This window comes from Streptomyces sp. NPDC001532 (genome assembly GCF_040298625.1).
GTDB lineage: Bacteria > Actinomycetota > Actinomycetes > Streptomycetales > Streptomycetaceae > Streptomyces.
In genome coordinates, this window is the sequence record NZ_JBEPAL010000003.1 from 180,480 (window position 1) to 197,753 (window position 17,274).

Here is a 17,274-nt window from a genome sequence, read left to right on the forward strand (position 1 = left end):
CCCGCTCAGAGCGTTCCTCACCCGCGAGGGGGTCACACCCCGGACGACACCTCGGTCTTGTCCGAGCTGCCGTCGCCCTCGGCCGCCGCCAGTGCCTTGTTGCGGCGGACGGAGGACCAGAAGGAGGCCGCGATCAGCACGACGCCGACGAGGCCGGTGATGATCTCGGAGATCTCGTACTGGATGGTGACCAGCAGGATGACCGCCAGGGCGCCGATCGCGTAGTGCGCGCCGTGCTCCAGGTAGACGTAGTCGTCCAGGGTGCCCTGGCGGACCAGGTACACGGTCAGCGACCGGACGTACATCGCGCCGATACCGAGGCCGAGGGCCATCAGCACGATGTCGTTGGTGATGGCGAAGGCGCCGATGACACCGTCGAAGGAGAAAGACGCGTCCAGGACCTCCAGGTAGAGGAACATGAAGAACGCGGCCTTGCCGGCGAGGACGATCGCCGGGCGCTTCTTGCCGGTGCGCTCGGCCTCTTCCTCCTCCTCGTGCTCGCGCTCCTCCTCTTCCTCGAGCTTGTCCTCGAAGTAGCCGGAGAGACCGCCGACGATCATGTACGTGATGAGACCGGCGACTCCGGAGAGCAGCACCGTCTCGGCCTTGTCCGCGGGCCCGGCGTGCAGATGGGCGTGGGTCGCGAAGGTCATCGAGGTGATCAGCAGGACGATCAGGGCGATGCAGACCGACAGCATGTCGACCCTGCCCAGCTTGGCCAGGGGGCGCTCCAGCCAGCCGAGCCACTTGATGTCACGCTCCTCGAAGATGAAGTCGAGGAAGATCATCAGCAGGAACATACCGCCGAAGGCCGCGATCGCCGGGTGGGCGTCGGTGACGAGCTCCTGGTAGCGGTCCTTGTCGGTGAGTGCGAGGTCGACGGCCTCGATCGGCCCCAGCTGGGCGCTGATGGCCACGATGACCACCGGAAAGACCAGCCGCATGCCGAAGACGGCGATGAGGATGCCGATCGTGAGGAAGATCTTCTGCCAGAAGGCACTCATCTTCTTCAGGATTCCGGCGTTGACCACCGCGTTGTCGAAGGACAGGGAGATCTCGAGGACGGAGAGGATCGCCACGATACCGAAGGCGGTCCACCCCCCGTAGAAGACCGCCGCGACGAGGCCGAGCGCGGTGACCGCGAACGACCAGCCGAACGTTTTCAGAACCACTGGCTACCCAACTCCTGTATGTACGGGTCTCCCCCGCGCCGCAGTCGGCTTTTTTACGAAACGTTGACTCCGAAGTCTAGAGCGATGCCCCGCAGCCCTGACGCGTACCCCTGGCCCACCGCCCGGAACTTCCATTCTCCCTGGTAGCGATAGACCTCGCCAAAAATCATGGCGGTCTCCGTGGAGGCGTCCTCGCTGAGGTCGTACCGGGCGAGCTCGACTCCGTCGGCCTGGTTGACGACCCGGATGAAGGCGTTGCTGACCTGCCCGAAGGTCTGGCCGCGCTCGTCGGCCATGTGGATCGAGACCGGAAAGACGATCTTGTCGCACTGGACGGGGACCTTGGAGAGATCGACCAGGATCGACTCGTCGTCGCCGTCACCCTCGCCGGTGAGGTTGTCACCGGTGTGCTCCACCGAGCCGTCCGGGCTCTTGAGCTGGTTGTAGAAGACGAACCACTCGTCGCCCATGACCCGGCCGCCGCTGCACACCAGGGCACTGGCGTCGAGGTCGAAGTCGGCTCCGGTGGTGGAGCGCGCGTCCCAGCCGAGTCCGATCATCACCTGTGTGAGGTTCGGCGCGGCCTTGGACAGGGAGACGTTGCCTCCCTTGGCGAGCGTGACACCCATGATCCTGTCCCTCCCCGAGGTGCTGCGTGGGCAGTGCTTCTGTGGCTGTCCTGCGCGTCCGGCGCCGCACGTAAACCGTGCGACGCCGGACAGAGACCTTCTCTCGGGCTCAGACGTTCACGCCGAAGTCCTGCGCGATGCCGCGCAGGCCCGAGGCGTAGCCCTGGCCGATGGCGCGGAACTTCCACTCCGCGCCGTGCCGGTAGAGCTCACCGAAGACCATGGCGGTCTCGGTGGAGGCGTCCTCGCTGAGGTCGTAACGGGCGATCTCCGCCTCGCCGGCCTGGTTCACGACGCGGATGAACGCGTTGCGGACCTGGCCGAAGGACTGCTGGCGGTTCTCGGCGTCGTAGATCGACACCGGGAAGACGATCTTCTCCACGTCGGCCGGCACCGCCGCGAGGTTGACCTTGATCTGCTCGTCGTCGCCCTCGCCCTCGCCGGTGATGTTGTCACCGGTGTGCTCCACCGAGCCGTCGGGGCTCTTGAGGTTGTTGAAGAACACGAAGTTGGCGTCGCTGGCGACCTTGCCGGCGTTGTTCAGCAGCAGCGCGCTCGCGTCGAGGTCGAAGTCCGTGCCGGTCGTGGTGCGCACGTCCCACCCCAGACCGACGATGACCGCGGTCAGGCCCGGGGCCTCCTTGGTCAGCGAAACGTTGCCGCCCTTGCTGAGGCTGACTCCCACGAGTCCTCCATTGGTGTCCAGGGGCGGGGCGCCCCGTCGTGCGTTGGTAACGGATCAAACGAGTCGATCCTAGTGACGGGTTCCCGTGCCCCGCAGGCCCTGGGGCCGAAGAATCACAGGGTGTCGAGGGCCTTGACGTAGTCGTTCAGGTCACGCGCGTCGGGGAGGCCGTTGACGACGGTCCAGCGGACCAGGCCCTCCTTGTCGATCACGAAGGTGCCGCGCACCGCGCAGCCCTTGTCCGCGTCGAAGACGCCGTAGGCGCGGCTGACCTCGCCGTGCGGCCAGAAGTCGCTGAGCAGCGGGTACTCCAGGCCCTCCTGCTCGGCGAAGACGCGCAGGGTGTGGATGGAGTCGTTGGAGACGGCGAGCACCTGGGTGTCGCGGTCGGAGAACCTCGGCAGGTTGTCGCGCACCTCGCACAGCTCGCCGGTGCAGACGCCGGTGAAGGCGAAGGGGTAGAAGAGCAGCACCACGTTCTGCTCGCCGCGGAAGTCCGACAGCTTCACGGTGCGGCCGTGGTTGTCCTTCAGCTCGAAATCGGGTGCCTTGTCGCCGACCTGGATCGCCATCGTCGTGTCATCCCTTCGGGGGGCCGTTCGGATGGGATCCACCCTACGCAGCGATCACCGCAGGCGGACGGACGGGCCGACGTACGCCGGCCCGTCCCTGTTCGGCTGTTCAGCGGAAGGTCACCGCTTGGACTTGGCCGCCTTCGGCGTGGCCAGACGGCTGCCGCTCCAGTCCTTGCCCACGCTGACGCTCTTGGACGCCGTCAGTCCGGCGGTCGTCGCGGCTTCCGAGATGTCGCTCGGCTCCACGTACCCCGAACGGCCGGTCTTCGGCGTCAGGAGCAGGATCGCGCCGCCTTCCTCGATGTACGTGGTGGCATCCACCAGCGCATCCGTCAGGTCGCCGTCGTCGTCACGGAACCACAGCACAACGGCGTCGGCCACGTCGTCAAAGTCCTCGTCCATCAGGTCGCCCTCGATGGCTTCCTCGATGGCCTCGCGGAGCTCCTGGTCGACGTCGTCGTCGTAGCCGATCTCCTGGACCACCTGCCCGGGCTGGAACCCCAGCCTGCCGGCAGGGTTCGTCCGCTCCTCCGCGTGGTCCGCGGTCGCGCTCACGGGTTGCCTCCTGATCATGTTTTGGATGGGGGTGCCCCCCAGCTCGTCGAGAACTTGGGGGGAGTCTCAGCCACGCGCGTGCGCGAAGCATTGGCCGTAGTCCACACGGGCGGGGCGGATCGCGCAAGTACCCGGCGGTTGAGACCGCCGAAACGGTGACGATCCGGGCCGTGTCGCCGCAACTTCAGGCACGCACCCCCAGGGGCGGGGTGACATACACCACACCTATCTGCCCCCTTTGTACGTTTGGGAATCATCCACGAGTACGACATTCGAACGTACTCGTGTTACCTCACAGTAGAGGTGACGTTTCCCGCCGTGAGGTACACGATGGGGATCGGCGCAAGCAGCAGGAAAAGCCCTCGAAACAGCCCTCCGACAGGTAAGGACCAGCGTGCCTTCCGGATCCGATCGCAATCCGATCATCATTGGCGGCCTTCCGAGTCAGGTTCCCGACTTCGACCCCGAGGAGACGCAGGAGTGGCTCGACTCACTCGACGCCGCCATCGACGAGCGGGGCCGTGAGCGTGCCCGCTACCTGATGCTCCGGCTGATCGAGCGGGCGCGCGAGAAGCGCGTGGCCGTGCCGGAGATGCGCAGCACGGACTACGTCAACACCATCGCCACCAAGGACGAGCCGTTCTTCCCGGGCAACGAGGAGATCGAGCGCAGGATCCTCAACGCCACCCGCTGGAACGCCGCCGTGATGGTCTCGCGTGCCCAGCGCCCGGGCATCGGGGTCGGCGGCCACATCGCCACCTTCGCCTCCTCCGCCTCCCTGTACGACGTCGGCTTCAACCACTTCTTCCGCGGCAAGGACGAGGGCGACGGCGGCGACCAGGTCTTCTTCCAGGGCCACGCCTCGCCGGGCATCTACGCGCGCGCCTATCTGCTCGACCGGCTCGGCGAGCAGAACCTGGACGCCTTCCGCCAGGAGAAGTCGAAGGCGCCGTACGGGCTGTCCTCGTACCCGCACCCGCGGCTGATGCCGGACTTCTGGGAGTTCCCGACCGTGTCCATGGGCCTCGGCCCGATCGGCGCGATCTACCAGGCCCGGATGAACCGCTATCTGCACGCGCGCGGCATCGCGGACACCTCGAAGTCGCAGGTGTGGGCGTTCCTCGGCGACGGCGAGATGGACGAGCCGGAGTCGCTGGGCCAGCTGACCATCGCCGCCCGCGAGGGCCTGGACAACCTGACCTTCGTGGTCAACTGCAACCTCCAGCGGCTCGACGGCCCGGTGCGCGGCAACGGCAAGGTCATCCAGGAGCTGGAGTCGGTCTTCCGGGGCGCCGGCTGGAACGTGATCAAGCTGATCTGGGACCGCAGCTGGGACCCGCTGCTCGCGCAGGACCGCGACGGCATCCTGGTCAACCGGATGAACACCACGCCCGACGGCCAGTTCCAGACCTACGCCACCGAGTCGGGCGGGTACATCCGCGACCACTTCTTCGGCGACGACCAGAGGCTGCGCGCGATGGTCGCGCACATGTCCGACGACCAGATCCTGCACCTGGGGCGCGGCGGCCACGACCACAAGAAGATCTACGCGGCGTTCTCGGCGGCCAAGGCGCACAAGGGCCAGCCGACGGTGATCCTGGCCAAGACGATCAAGGGCTGGACGCTGGGCCCGAACTTCGAGGGCCGCAACGCCACCCACCAGATGAAGAAGCTGACGGTCGACGACCTCAAGCGCTTCCGGGACCGCCTGCACCTGCCGATCCCCGACAAGGAGCTGGAGTCCGGCATGCCGCCGTACTACCACCCGGGCCGGGACTCGGAGGAGATCCAGTACATGCACGACCGGCGCAAGTCGCTCGGCGGGTACGTCCCGACGCGTGTGGTGCGCTCCAAGCCGCTGCCGCTGCCGGACGACAAGACGTACGCGACGGTGAAGAAGGGCTCCGGTCAGCAGTCCATCGCCACCACCATGGCGTTTGTGCGACTGCTGAAGGACCTCATGCGCGACAAGGAGATCGGCAAGCGGTTCGTGCTGATCGCGCCGGACGAGTACCGCACGTTCGGCATGGACTCGTTCTTCCCGAGTGCGAAGATCTACAACCCGCTCGGACAGCAGTACGAGGCGGTGGACCGTGATCTGCTGCTCGCGTACAAGGAGTCGCCGACCGGCCAGATGCTCCACGACGGCATCTCCGAGGCCGGCTGCACGGCCTCGCTGATCGCGGCGGGCTCGTCGTACGCCACGCACGGCGAACCGCTGATCCCGGTCTACGTCTTCTACTCGATGTTCGGTTTCCAGCGCACCGGTGACCAGTTCTGGCAGATGGCCGACCAGCTGGCGCGCGGATTCGTCCTGGGTGCGACCGCCGGGCGGACGACGCTGACCGGTGAGGGCCTGCAGCACGCCGACGGGCACTCGCAGCTGCTCGCCTCCACCAACCCGGGCTGTGTGGCCTACGACCCCGCCTTCGGGTTCGAGATCGCGCACATCGTCAAGGACGGCCTGCGGCGGATGTACGGCGGCAGCGAGGAGCACCCGCACGGCGAGGACGTCTTCTACTACCTGACTGTCTACAACGAGCCGATCCAGCACCCCGCCGAGCCGGAGAACGTGGACGTCGAGGGCATCCTCAAGGGCGTCCACCGCTTCAGCGCGGGCACGGCCGGCCAGATCCCGGCGCAGATCATCGCCTCCGGTGTCGCCGTGCCGTGGGCGGTCGAGGCGCAGCGCATCCTCGCCGAGGAGTGGAACGTACGGGCCGACGTCTGGTCCGCGACCTCCTGGAACGAGCTGCGGCGGGACGCGGTGGCGTGCGAGGAGCACAACCTGCTGCACCCCGAGGAGGAGCAGCGGGTGCCGTACGTGACCCGGAAGCTGGCCGGCGCGGAAGGTCCGTTCGTGGCCGTCTCCGACTGGATGCGTGCCGTTCCCGACCAGATCGCGCGGTGGGTGCCGGGCACCTATCAGTCGCTGGGCGCGGACGGCTTCGGTTTCGCCGACACGCGTGGCGCGGCGCGGCGCTTCTTCCACATCGACGCGCAGTCGGTCGTGGTGGCGGTGCTCGCCGAGCTGGCGAAGGAGGGCAAGGTGGACCGGTCGGTGCTGAAGCAGGCGGTGGACCGGTACCAGCTGCTGGACGTCTCGGCGGCCGACCCGGGAGCCGCGGGCGGCGACGCGTAGAGCGGCGCTTCCCCGCGGGGGGCGGTGTACCTGCGGGTACACCGCCCCCCGCGGGTTTCCTACGATGCCCGGCATGAAGGAACAGACCGCGCGGGTCCGGTGGGAAGCGCGCACGCAGAAACCGCTGATGGCGCTGGCGGTGGCGTTCGCCGTCGCCTACGCGGTGCCGATCGTGCACAGCTCGGCGAGCGCGTCGGTGACGTCCGCCTGCCTGGTCGTCGAGTGGACGGTGTGGGCGGCGTTCGCGGTGGACTACCTGGTGCGGCTGGCCCTCGCCGAGCGGCGCGCGGCGTTCGTCCGGCGGAACTGGCTCGACCTGTGCGCGGTGCTGCTGCCGCTGATCCAGCCGCTGCGGCTGCTGCGGCTGGTGTCCACGCTGCTGCTCGTCGGCCAGCGGGCCCGCATGGCGTCCCAGATACGGCTCACCACGTATGTGGCCGGTGCCGTGGTGGGGCTGCTGATGTTCGGCTCGCTGGCGGTGCTGTCCGTCGAGCGCGAGGCGCCCGACGGGAACATCCGGACGCTGGGTGACGCGGTGTGGTGGTCCTTCACGACCATGACGACCGTGGGCTACGGCGACCACGCGCCGACCACGGGAGTGGGACGGCTGCTCGCGGTCGGGCTGATGCTCTCCGGGATCGCGCTGCTCGGTCTGGTCACCGCGAACATCGCCGCGTGGTTCATCGCGCGGTTCGACGACGACGACGCCGAGGAGCGGCGGCAGACCCTCGCCATCACGGCGCTCACGGAAGAGGTGCGGGCGCTGCGGGCGGAGGTGGCGGCGCTGCGGGAGCCCCGGCCGGCGGGGTCAGAGCAGGCCGGCGCCGGAGGTGGCTCCGGCCAGCCACAGCAGGGCCAGGAGGGTGTCGATCGCGCCCAGCACCACGGCGACCAGGGCCGGGATCGGGCGGGGGCCGGAGAGGGAGAAGGTGCGGCCCAGGGAGAGCCAGCCGCAGACGATCGCCACCGGGCCGAGGATGATGCCCAGGACGAAAAATCCGGCGACCGCGCAGATGGCTCCGACGATGCCGAGCGTCGCGCGATCCGGCCCGGTCCGCGACCCCATTCGGCCGCGTGAGCGGGGGTACTTGCGCGTTCCGTCTCCGAAGCTCGCCATCATCAACTCCCTGAACCGGTCGGTCCGTTCGGTCTGATGACTCGGGTACCCCCGCTGTGCGGTCCAATCCGGCCTGCCGGCGCGCCACCCCCCTCCAGCGGCGCGCCGCAGCCCAGGTCGTCCTCCTCGCCGTGCGAACTTGCCACGGGAACATGCCGTTCGGAGGACGTGACTCACTCTGGCCTGCGGCGCGGTCGGGGTGGGAGAAATCTTTAGCGTTGTCACCCTGATAGGGGAAATCGCGCCGGTGGCGGACGGTCCGTCAGATGTGTGCGGCGCCCGCACCCGCCTCCGCGTTCTCGCCGCGCTTGGTGAGGAACGCGACGAACACCGCGACGACCGCGACGCCCGCGGCGACCAGGGACGCCAGCGACATGCCGTCGATGAAGGTGCCGTGGGCGACGTCGGTGATCTTCGCGGCGATCTCCTGCGGAGTCTCCGGCGTCACCGGCGCCACACCGACCTGGACGGCCTCGGCGGCCTTCTCCTGCTGGTCGGGGCTGAGCGGCGGGAGCCCCGCGTCGGCCCAGTTGCCGGCGAGGTCGCTGTCCACCTTGGAGGCCATCACGGCGCCCAGGACGGCGGTACCGAGGCTGCCGCCGATCTGCATCGCGGCCTGCTGGAGACCGCCGGCCACACCGGACAGCTCCATGGGCGCGTTGCCGACGATCACCTCGGTGGCGCCGACCATGACCGGTGCGAGACCGAGGCCGAGCAGGGCGAACCAGAGGGACATCAGGGCGCTGCCGGTGTCCGTCTCCAGCGTGGACATGCCGTACATGGCGAGCGCGGTGACGGCCATGCCGCCGGCCAGCGGGACGCGCGGGCCCAGCTTGGTGATCATCGCGCCGGCCAGCGGCGAGCCGACGATCATCATGCCGGTGAGCGGCAGCAGGTGGAGGCCGGCGTCGATCGGGCTCATGCCGTGCACGTTCTGGAGGTAGAACGTGACGAAGAACAGACCGCCCATGAAGGCGATGGCCATGAGGACCATCAGCACGACACCCGCGGAGAGCGGGACGGAACGGAAGAGCGCCAGCGGGATCAGCGGCTCCTTGACCTTGGTCTCCCAGAAGGCGAAGAGCGCGAAGCCGACCACCGAGGCGCCGATGAAGGTCCAGGTCTGGCCGGAGCCCCAGCCCCACTCGGGAGCCTTGATGAGCGCCCACACCAGACAGAACATCGCGGCGGACAGCAGCGCGATGCCGAGGATGTCGAACGAGCGCGGGGCGTTCTCGGCGCGGTGGTCGAGCAGGATCAGCACGCCGAGCACCACGGCGAGGACACCGACCGGCACGTTGATGAAGAACACCGACTGCCAGCTGACGTGCTCGACGAGCACACCGCCGAGGATCGGGCCGCCCGCGGTGGAGGCACCGATGACCATGCCCCAGATGCCGATGGCCATGTTCAGCTTCTCGGCCGGGAAGGTGGCCCGCAGCAGACCGAGCGCGGCCGGCATGAGCAGCGCGCCGAACAGGCCCTGGAGCACGCGGAAGGTGATGACCAGCGCGATGCTGCTGGACATGCCGATGAGACCGGAGGCGGCGGCGAAGCCGACGACACCGATGAGGAAGGTCTGCCGGTGCCCGAAGCGGTCACCGAGCTTGCCCGCGGTGATCAGCGCGACCGCGAGGGCCAGGAAGTACCCGTTGGTGATCCACTGGACGTCCGCGAAGCTCGCGTTCAGGTCCTTCTGGATCGCCGGGTTGGCGATGGCCACGATGGTGCCGTCGAGGGCCACCATCATGACCCCGACCGCGACGGTTATGAGGGTGAACCACGGGTGCCCGCGCAGTCCCTTGGCCGGCGTGGGGCCCGACGAGGCGGATGACGCGTTGTCCCCCGGACCCGTCTTGTCGATGGTGGTCTGACTAGTCATTCCTCGAGGCTAATGACAGCCACTGACAGTTGACAAACGTTTTCACGTGTCGGTAACTGTCACGTCACTCACCGACCGTCCGAACGGGACGGGCGGTTCAGAGAAGGGATCCCATGGACACGGCGTCGGCGTCACCTGTCGGCCTGCGCGAACGCAAGAAGCGGCGCACCCGCGACGCCCTGGTGCGCGCCGCCCTCGAACTGTTCACCAGCCAGGGGTACGAGCGGACGACCGTCGACGAGATCGCCGAGGCCGTCGACGTCTCCCAGCGCACCTTCTTCCGCTACTTCGCCGGCAAGGAGGACGCCGCCCTCGCCGCCCAGCAGCTCGCGGTGGCGCACTTCGTCGAGGCCCTGCGCTCCCGGCCCGCGCAGGAGCCGCCGCTGGAGGCGATGCGCCGGGCCGTGCTGGACGGCTGGGACACCCTGCACGAGGTCGTGGAGGCCGTCGTGCCGATCGAGCTGTATCTGCGGATGTACCGGGTGATCGAGTCGACGCCGGTGCTGCTCGCCGCCTATCTGCGCAGCTCCGCGGAGACGGAGGAGCAGATCGCGCGGCTGATCGCCGAGCGGGAGGGACTCGACGTCGACGCCGATCCGCGGCCACGGGTGGCGGTGGCCGTCTTCGGCGGGGTGATCCGGGTCACCGAGCGGCTGTGGAGCACCGGTGACGACTTCAGCATGGAGGCGCTGCGGACGCTGACGGCGGCGTACCTCGATCAGGTGGGACCCGCGCTGGCGTCGGACTGGCTGGCCCCCTAGATCCACAGCTCATCGCTCAAACGTGATGCCTGTCACAGCCGTCACGCGAGACCCTCTCGTTCTCCTAGTGTGTCCTCCCAGTGACTTCCTTCGACACCTCCCCGCAACTCGGCCTCTGGCGCGCGCTGCTCGCGCTGGCGGTGGTGTTCGTCATGCTGGCGACCACCGGCTGGACCGCCCTGAAGGGCCAGCGCGAGAGCACACCGCTGCAGGCCTCCCTCACCTCCTGGGAGCGGGGCCGGATCGACGGACACCGGCTGCCGGACCCGGACTCCGAGCCCGCCCGGCTGGCCGCCTTCTTCGCCTCCCTCACCGACGCCCAGCGCGCCCGGCTCGCCCACCGCTATCCGCTCGCGGTCGGCAACATGAACGGCGCCCCCGTTGACCTGCGCTACCGCGCCAACCGCGTGGCGCTCGGCCAGGCCCGGGAGGTCGAGCTCAAACGCGTGCACGACAGCCGGCTCACCCCGGCCGGGCAGCGCGAGGCCGACCGCCGGATGCACCGCTTCGAGGCGCTGATGGCCGAGGGACGGCACATCCTCGCCTTCGACCCGGAGGGGTCCGGCCGGGTCGCCGAGGTCTTCGGCGACCTCGCCGAGGCCGAGCGGGTCTCCGTCGTCGTCCCCGGCGTCGACACCGATCTGCTCACCTTCCAGCGCACCACCCGCCGCTACTCCGCCCCGGTCGGCATGGCGAAGTCCCTGTACGCCGCCGAACGCGCCGCGAGCCCCGGCACCCGCACCGCCGTGATCGCCTGGGCCGACTACACCGCCCCGAGCGGTGTCGGCATGGACGCGGCCACCGCGATGCGCGCCGAGAACGGCGCCGTCCGGCTGAACGCGCTGGTGCGGGCGCTGCCCGGGAACGCGCCGGTCTCCCTGTTCTGCCACAGCTACGGCTCCGTGGTCTGCGGGGTGGCCGCCTCCGCGCTGCCCGACCGGGTCGGCGACATAGCGGTGGCCGGCAGCCCCGGCATGCGGGCCGCCAAGGTCGCGCACCTCGGCACCTCGGCCCGGGTGTGGGCGATGCGGGACGCCGACGACTGGATCCAGGACGTGCCCTATCTGGAGCTCGGCGGTCTGGGCCACGGCGCGGACCCGATGTCCGCCGGGTTCGGCGCCCGGCTGCTGTCGGCGCGCGACGCCAAGGGGCACGGCGGGTACTTCGAGCCCGGCACGGACAGCCTGGCGAACTTCGCCGAGGTCGGGGTCGGCGCATACCGAGCGGTGGACTGCGCCGACGATCGGGGCATGTGCCGGGCGGGTTTGTCCGGCGCGATGACGGCCGGACGCGCGTAGAGGCGCAGAAACTGCGGTTTGCACAGGGAGGGGACGAAAGAGCGCGTGCCGCATACGATGAGCCGCATGGGTGACGTACTGGCCGGATTTCATGCCGCCTGGGAGTTCGAGTCCGACTCCGTGCTCATCCGTTACGAACGGGGGATTCGAACACCCAAGCTGTTCCAGGCGCTCGGTGAGCGCCGTGTGCCGCTGGAGGCGGTGCAGGGGGTCACGCTGAGCCCTTGCAGGCGCGGCACCGTCGCGCTGCGCCTTGAGGTGCGGCCGGGCGCCGATCCGCTGCTGGAGGCGGCGGACGGGCAGCTCAAGGAGAACGGAGACCCGTACCGGCTGGTGCTGCCGGCCGAGCGGGAGACGCTCGCCGAGTACTACGGCGACGAGCTGCGGGCGCAGCTCACCGAGTCCGGACCCGCCGAGCGCTTCCTGGTGCCGGCACCGGCGGCGCCGCTCTCCTTCAAGGCGTACGACGCGAAGGCCTCCTTCGACGGGACGACCGTGCGGTTCCGGTGGTTCTGGACCGGGGCGTCCTCGGCGAAGTGGAAGGCCGGCGACCAGAGCTTCGCCGTCACCGAGCTGGGCGGCGTGGAGTGGCGCTCGCCGGAGCTGTTCGAGGGGCATCTGCGGCTGCTGCGCCGGGACGAGTCGCGCGAGCAGCCCGCGCAGGCCGATCAGGATCCGGCGGCGGTGGTCTTCGGGCTGGGCTACGGGCCCGTGCACGAGTCGCTGCCGTTCGCGGCGGCGGTGCTGGAGGCGGTGCGCTCCCGCGGGGCCGTGGCGGTGCCGGCGGCCGCGGTGCGCCACCGCGACCCCGCCGACATCGCCGAGCGGATCCGGCATCTCGGCGAGCTGCACCAGGCCGGGCTGGTGACCGACGAGGAGTTCTCCTCGAAGAAGGCCGAGCTGCTGGCGGAGCTCTAGCGGCTGCGCCTGCCGGGTCCGGTCGCTCTTCGGGCGCGGGTCGTTCGTCCCTGCTCGCGCAGTTCCCCGCGCCCCTTCAGCGCGTTCTACTCCCGTCCGGCGGACGTGAACGTCATGTCCGCGTACCGGTCACCCGCGACCTCGGCCGCGATCGGCTCCAGGACCGCCAGGTCCTCCTCGGTGAGCACGATCGCCGCCGCCGCGGTGTTCTCCTCCACCCGCGCCGGCCTGCGGGTGCCCGGGATCGGGATCACCGGGAGGCCGTGGACGGACTGCTGGTGGTGGACCCAGGCCAGGGCGATCTGGCCGAGGGAGGCCTCGTGGCGGGCGGCGACCTGGCGGACCGGGTCGAGCAGCGCCGCGTTGGCCGCCGCGTTGGCTCCGGTGAAGCGGGGCTGCTGGCGGCGGAAGTCGTCGGCGGTGAGGTCCTCGGCGCGGGCGAAGGCACCGGTGAGGAAGCCCCGGCCGAGCGGTGAGTAGGCGACCAGGGCGACGCCGAGCTCGGCCGCCGCCGGGACCACCGCGGCCTCGATGTCGCGGCTGAACAGGGACCACTCGGACTGGACGGCGGCGATGGGGTGCACCTCGTGCGCGGCGCGCAGCTCGCTCGCCGTGACCTCGCTCAGGCCGAGGTGCTTGACCTTGCCCTCGCGGACCAGGTCGGCCATGACGCCGACGGTCTCCTCGATCGGCACGGCCGGGTCGCGGCGGTGCATGTAGTAGAGGTCGATGACGTCGAGGTCCAGGCGCTTCAGGCTCGCCTCGACCGCCTGCCGGATGTAGGGCGGGTCGTTGCGGATGATCCGCCGGGTGGGGTCGTCGGCCGGTATGGACAGGGCGAACTTGGTGGCGACGACCACCTCGTCGCGGTGGGCTCGGAAGAAGGGCGCGAGGAACTGTTCGTTGTCGCCGGCGCCGTAGGCGTCCGCCGTGTCGTACAGGGTGACGCCGCGCTCCAGGGCGCGTTCCAGGGTGGCCCTGGACTCGTCGGCGTCGGCGGGGCCGTAGGCGAAGCTCATGCCCATGCAGCCGAGGCCCTGCGCTCCCACCTCGGGGCCGGCGCTGCCCAGTCGGGCGGTGGGGACGGTGCGGTCGGTCATCGGGTCCTCTCCCCGTAGAAGTCGATCTTGCGGTCGAGCACGGCGAGCGTGTCCTGGAGCTCCGCCATCCTGGCCAGGACGTCCTCGCGGGTCGCTTCCAGCAGCTCGCGCCGTTCCCCGTAGGTGTGGTCGCCCTCGCGCACCAGCTCGGCGTACCGGACCATGTCGGCGACCGGCATCCCGGTCAGCCGGAGCTTGCCGACCAGGTCGAGCCAGTCCAGGTCGCGGTTGGTGTAGCGGCGCTGGCCGGTGTGCGAGCGGTCTATGTGCGACATCAGGCCGATCCGCTCGTACCAGCGCAGGGTGTGGGCCGTGAGGCCGGTGAAGGCGACGACCTCGCTGATCGTGTAGCGGTCCTGGCCGTCGGGGCGCGGGTGCCGGCGGGGCGCGGCGGAGCAGCTGTCGGTCCTGGTGGGGCTGGTATCGGTGGCCGCGGGAATGGTCTCCATCACCGTCATGACCCCCACGCTATGACCTTGGAGTGCACTCCAAGCAAGCGAGAAGGACAAGAATCGGCGCGCGGATGTAAGCACCGTGGGCGACATGAGCCCAGTACCCGTTGACGGAGCCGCCGCTGTGAGCACTTAGGCTCGGCCCCATGTCGCTGAACAGCCTCGCGTTGATCGAGAACTGGCCGGTTCCCTCCGCCGCCGCGGGTGTCGTCCGCGCCGACGGGACCGTCCTCGGCACCCACGGCCCGGCCGGGCAGCGGTTCCCGCTGGCCTCGGTCACCAAGCCGCTCGCCGCGTACGCCGTCCTCGTCGCGTACGAGGAGGGCGCGATCGAGCTGGACGAGCCGGCCGGACCGGCCGGCTCGACGGTGCGTCATCTGCTCGCCCACACCTCCGGGCTGGCCTTCGACGAGCACCGGGTGACGGCCCCGCCCGGCGAGCGGCGGCTGTACTCCAACGCCGGTTTCGAGCAGCTGGGCGACCACGTGGCCAAGGCCACCGACATCCCGTTCGCCGAGTACCTGCGGCAGGCGGTGCTGGAGCCGCTGGGGATGACCTCGACCGCGCTGGAGGGCTCGCCCGCGAAGGACGGCGTCTCCAGCGTCGAGGACCTGCTGCGGTTCGCCGCCGAGGTGCAGGCGCCGCGGCTGCTGGACCCGCGGACCGTGGCCGAGGCGATGACCGTGCAGTACCCGGGGACCAAGGGCGTGCTGCCCGGGTACGGGCACCAGAACCCCAACGACTGGGGGCTCGGCTTCGAGATCCGCGACGGCAAGTCGCCGCACTGGACCGGGGCTTCGTCCTCGCCGCGCACCTTCGGCCACTTCGGCCAGTCCGGCACGTTCCTGTGGATCGACCCGGACGCCCGTCTCGCCTGTGTCGCCCTGGCCGACCGCGCCTTCGGCCCCTGGGCCGTCGAGGCGTGGCCGCCCTTCACGGAGGCGGTGCTGGCGGAGGCCCGCGGCTGACGCCTGTCGCGCGCTAGCGCGCCATCTCCCACAGCAGCAGCTCGGCCGCGGCCGTGGCCTCGGCCTCCAGGTCCTTCGCCCCGGTGATCCGGGCCGCGTCGCCGGGGCCGAGCCGCTCGCCGTCCAGGCGTACCTCGCCGCGCACCACGTGGACGTAGACGTACGCCCCGTCCGGGACCGCCGTGCGCTCCCCCGCCGACAGCCGGCGGACGTGCAGCATCGCGCCCGCCTCCGGGACCGCGTACGGGGTGGAGTCGGCGATGCCGGGGACGATCTCGTAGGCCGGGTCGCCGCCCGGGGACAGTGGGGCCAGCCACATCTGCACGAAGGTGACAGGCGTCACGCCGTCGTTGCGCTCCACGTGCCGCACCCCGCCCGCCGAGCTGAGGCGCTGCACGTCCCCGGGGCGCACCAGCGTCTCGTGGCCCGCCGAGTCGCGGTGGGTCAGCTCGCCCTCGACGACCCAGGTGACGATCTCGGTGTGGCTGTGCGGGTGTTCGCCGAAGCCGGCGCCCGGCGCGAGGCGTTCCTCGTTGCAGGCGATCAGCGCGCCGAAGCGCAGATTGCCGGGGTCGTAGTGCGGGCCGAAGGAGAAGGCGTGCCAGGACTCGATCCCGGCCTCCGGCTCCCCTCCGGGATAGCGCCCATCGGCGCGCCGTACATCCATCACGGACCCCACCGTAGACCCGGCGGCGCACGCTCCCGTCCCGATAAGGCAGTCTTGTCCCCGTGCCCGAACCCGAATCCCGCAAGCCCGACGCCGCAGCGCACCCCGTCCACACGCACTCCGCGACCCTGAAGCGGCTGGAGAAGTCCTCCGGTTCCCTTGCCGCGCAGGCCATCGCGCGGATGGACGAGACCCTGCCGTGGTACCGGGCCATGCCCCCGGAGAACCGTTCCTGGATCGGGCTGGTCGCGCAGGCCGGCATCGCCGCCTTCACCGAGTGGTTCCGGCACCCCGACGCCCCGCAGGCGATCTCCACCGACGTCTTCGGCACCGCGCCCCGCGAGCTGACCCGGGCCATCACCCTGCGCCAGACCGTGGAGATGGTGCGCACCACCATCGAGGTCATGGAGTCGGCGATCGACGAGGTCGCCGCCCCCGGCGACGAGAACGTGCTGCGCGAGGCGCTGCTGGTCTACGCCCGCGAGATCGCCTTCGCCACCGCCCAGGTGTACGCCCAGGCCGCCGAGGCACGCGGTGCCTGGGACGCCCGGCTGGAGTCGCTGGTGGTCAACGCGGTGCTGAGCGGGGAGGCCGACGAGGGGGCCGTCTCGCGGGCCGCCGCGCTCGGCTGGAACGCGCCGGAGCACGTCTGCGTGGTGCTGGGCACGGCACCCGACGGCGACTCCGAGCTGACCGTGGAGGCGATCCGGCGGGCGGCGCGGCACGCCAAGCTCCAGGTGCTCACCGGGGTGCTCGGGGACCGGCTGGTCGTCATCGCCGGCGGCAGCGACAACCCGCTCGCCGTCGCCAAGTCGCTGATCGGGCCCTACGCCGCCGGACCCGTGGTGGCCGGGCCGATCGTGCCGGACCTGCTGGCCGCGACCCGGTCCGCGCAGGCCGCGGCGGCCGGCCTCAAGGCGTGTTCCGCCTGGCAGGACGCCCCGCGGCCGGTCCTGGCGGACGATCTGCTGCCGGAGCGCGCGATGGCCGGAGACCCGAGCGCCCGCGAGCAGTTGGTGGAGGAGATCTACAGACCGCTGGAGGAGGCCGGGTCCGCGCTTCTCGAAACCCTCAGTGTCTATCTGGAGCAGGCGAGCAGCCTGGAGGGCGCCGCGCGAATGCTCTTCGTTCACCCGAACACCGTGCGCTACCGGCTCCGACGTGTGACTGACGTCACCGGTTGGTCGCCTTCTGATGTACGGTCCGCGTTCACACTGCGAATCGCGCTGATCCTGGGGCGTCTGGCCGACGGGGATCTCCAGCCCTAGGCTTTTGTCGGGGGCCCACAAAACCCCCTCCTGTTCTTCGTCCTTGTCCCCACGGGCGGCCGTGCCCGTCCCCAAGAGAGAGTGT

Annotated in this window: 16 protein-coding genes and 1 pseudogene; 7 read left to right on the plus strand and 10 right to left on the minus strand. The window is 70.2% G+C overall.

The genetic code is table 11. The features are described from left to right. Positions 1-32: 32 nt before the first annotated feature. The 5 genes from ABT232_RS05245 to ABT232_RS05265 form a co-directional block, all read right to left on the minus strand. On the minus strand, positions 33-1,172 hold the full coding sequence (locus tag ABT232_RS05245) for a DUF475 domain-containing protein (protein ID WP_351836100.1): 1,140 nt from the start codon (positions 1,170-1,172) through the stop codon (positions 33-35). Positions 1,173-1,225: 53 nt separating this feature from the next. After that, positions 1,226-1,801 (minus strand): TerD family protein, encoded by a 576-nt coding sequence (locus ABT232_RS05250; protein WP_351836102.1) that lies wholly within the window; start codon positions 1,799-1,801, stop codon positions 1,226-1,228. A gap of 109 nt (positions 1,802-1,910) precedes the next feature. Further along, positions 1,911-2,486, minus strand: coding sequence for a calcium homeostasis/redox stress adaptation protein (locus ABT232_RS05255; RefSeq protein WP_351836104.1), 576 nt, complete (start codon positions 2,484-2,486; stop codon positions 1,911-1,913). Between the two features lie 113 nt (positions 2,487-2,599). Continuing rightward, a complete protein-coding gene (locus ABT232_RS05260; protein ID WP_351836106.1) occupies positions 2,600-3,058 on the minus strand; it encodes a peroxiredoxin in 459 nt (152 codons plus the stop codon). A gap of 120 nt (positions 3,059-3,178) precedes the next feature. Next, complete coding sequence (locus tag ABT232_RS05265) at positions 3,179-3,616, minus strand: DUF3052 domain-containing protein (protein ID WP_351836109.1); 438 nt, start codon at positions 3,614-3,616, stop codon at positions 3,179-3,181. A gap of 394 nt (positions 3,617-4,010) precedes the next feature. Between ABT232_RS05265 and aceE the strand changes: the two genes are divergently transcribed. Further along, positions 4,011-6,758: a pyruvate dehydrogenase (acetyl-transferring), homodimeric type gene (gene aceE / locus ABT232_RS05270; protein WP_351836112.1), complete on the plus strand. Its 2,748-nt coding sequence runs from the start codon at positions 4,011-4,013 to the stop codon at positions 6,756-6,758. 73 nt (positions 6,759-6,831) lie between these two features. Further along, a pseudogene (locus ABT232_RS05275) lies at positions 6,832-7,566 on the plus strand (potassium channel family protein); the annotation flags it as partial. Here ABT232_RS05275 and ABT232_RS05280 read toward each other — a convergent pair. After that, on the minus strand, positions 7,567-7,878 hold the full coding sequence (locus ABT232_RS05280; RefSeq protein WP_351836309.1) for a small hydrophobic protein: 312 nt from the start codon (positions 7,876-7,878) through the stop codon (positions 7,567-7,569). A gap of 259 nt (positions 7,879-8,137) precedes the next feature. Then, positions 8,138-9,757 carry an MFS transporter gene (locus ABT232_RS05285; RefSeq protein ID WP_351836115.1) on the minus strand — a complete coding sequence of 540 codons (1,620 nt, stop codon included), beginning with the start codon at positions 9,755-9,757 and terminating at the stop codon, positions 8,138-8,140. Positions 9,758-9,870: 113 nt separating this feature from the next. On the opposite strand from ABT232_RS05285, the gene ABT232_RS05290 reads away from it, so the two are divergent. The 3 genes from ABT232_RS05290 (at position 9,871) to ABT232_RS05300 (ending at position 12,734) form a co-directional block, all read left to right on the plus strand. Then, positions 9,871-10,518, plus strand: a complete 648-nt coding sequence (locus ABT232_RS05290) for a TetR family transcriptional regulator (RefSeq protein ID WP_351836118.1) — start codon at positions 9,871-9,873, stop codon at positions 10,516-10,518. An 80-nt stretch (positions 10,519-10,598) separates the two neighbouring features. Then, positions 10,599-11,816: an alpha/beta hydrolase gene (locus tag ABT232_RS05295; protein WP_351836120.1), complete on the plus strand. Its 1,218-nt coding sequence runs from the start codon at positions 10,599-10,601 to the stop codon at positions 11,814-11,816. Between the two features lie 57 nt (positions 11,817-11,873). Next, on the plus strand, positions 11,874-12,734 hold the full coding sequence (locus ABT232_RS05300) for a DUF4429 domain-containing protein (RefSeq protein WP_351836312.1): 861 nt from the start codon (positions 11,874-11,876) through the stop codon (positions 12,732-12,734). Between the two features lie 86 nt (positions 12,735-12,820). Here the strand turns inward: ABT232_RS05300 and ABT232_RS05305 are convergent, their stop codons facing one another. Together ABT232_RS05305 and ABT232_RS05310 are read right to left on the minus strand one after the other, a co-directional pair. After that, entirely contained in the window at positions 12,821-13,834 is a 1,014-nt protein-coding gene (locus ABT232_RS05305) for an aldo/keto reductase (RefSeq protein ID WP_351836122.1), read from the minus strand. Continuing rightward, positions 13,831-14,292 (minus strand): MerR family transcriptional regulator, encoded by a 462-nt coding sequence (locus tag ABT232_RS05310; RefSeq protein ID WP_351836124.1) that lies wholly within the window; start codon positions 14,290-14,292, stop codon positions 13,831-13,833. Before ABT232_RS05310 ends, ABT232_RS05305 begins: the two co-directional genes overlap by 4 nt. Before the next feature lie 140 nt (positions 14,293-14,432). Between ABT232_RS05310 and ABT232_RS05315 the strand changes: the two genes are divergently transcribed. Next, entirely contained in the window at positions 14,433-15,254 is an 822-nt protein-coding gene (locus tag ABT232_RS05315; RefSeq protein WP_351836127.1) for a serine hydrolase domain-containing protein, read from the plus strand. A gap of 13 nt (positions 15,255-15,267) precedes the next feature. Here ABT232_RS05315 and ABT232_RS05320 read toward each other — a convergent pair whose 3' ends face one another. After that, positions 15,268-15,921 (minus strand): pirin family protein, encoded by a 654-nt coding sequence (locus tag ABT232_RS05320; RefSeq protein ID WP_351836314.1) that lies wholly within the window; start codon positions 15,919-15,921, stop codon positions 15,268-15,270. Positions 15,922-15,983: 62 nt separating this feature from the next. On the opposite strand from ABT232_RS05320, the gene fasR reads away from it, so the two are divergent. Then, on the plus strand, positions 15,984-17,189 hold the full coding sequence (gene fasR, locus ABT232_RS05325; protein ID WP_351836130.1) for a fatty acid biosynthesis transcriptional regulator FasR: 1,206 nt from the start codon (positions 15,984-15,986) through the stop codon (positions 17,187-17,189). The last annotated feature ends 85 nt before the right edge of the window (positions 17,190-17,274 follow it).

Coding starts and splice junctions, on each gene's coding strand:
- ABT232_RS05290 (WP_351836118.1), top strand. CDS start 9,871: ATGGACACGGCGTCGGCGTCACCTGTCGGCCTGCGCGAACGCAAGAAG.
- ABT232_RS05285 (WP_351836115.1), bottom strand. CDS start 9,757: ATGACTAGTCAGACCACCATCGACAAGACGGGTCCGGGGGACAACGCG.
- ABT232_RS05300 (WP_351836312.1), top strand. CDS start 11,874: ATGAGCCGCATGGGTGACGTACTGGCCGGATTTCATGCCGCCTGGGAG.
- ABT232_RS05305 (WP_351836122.1), bottom strand. CDS start 13,834: ATGACCGACCGCACCGTCCCCACCGCCCGACTGGGCAGCGCCGGCCCC.
- ABT232_RS05250 (WP_351836102.1), bottom strand. CDS start 1,801: ATGGGTGTCACGCTCGCCAAGGGAGGCAACGTCTCCCTGTCCAAGGCC.
- ABT232_RS05320 (WP_351836314.1), bottom strand. CDS start 15,921: ATGGATGTACGGCGCGCCGATGGGCGCTATCCCGGAGGGGAGCCGGAG.
- ABT232_RS05260 (WP_351836106.1), bottom strand. CDS start 3,058: ATGGCGATCCAGGTCGGCGACAAGGCACCCGATTTCGAGCTGAAGGAC.
- ABT232_RS05315 (WP_351836127.1), top strand. CDS start 14,433: ATGTCGCTGAACAGCCTCGCGTTGATCGAGAACTGGCCGGTTCCCTCC.
- ABT232_RS05310 (WP_351836124.1), bottom strand. CDS start 14,292: ATGACGGTGATGGAGACCATTCCCGCGGCCACCGATACCAGCCCCACC.
- ABT232_RS05280 (WP_351836309.1), bottom strand. CDS start 7,878: ATGATGGCGAGCTTCGGAGACGGAACGCGCAAGTACCCCCGCTCACGC.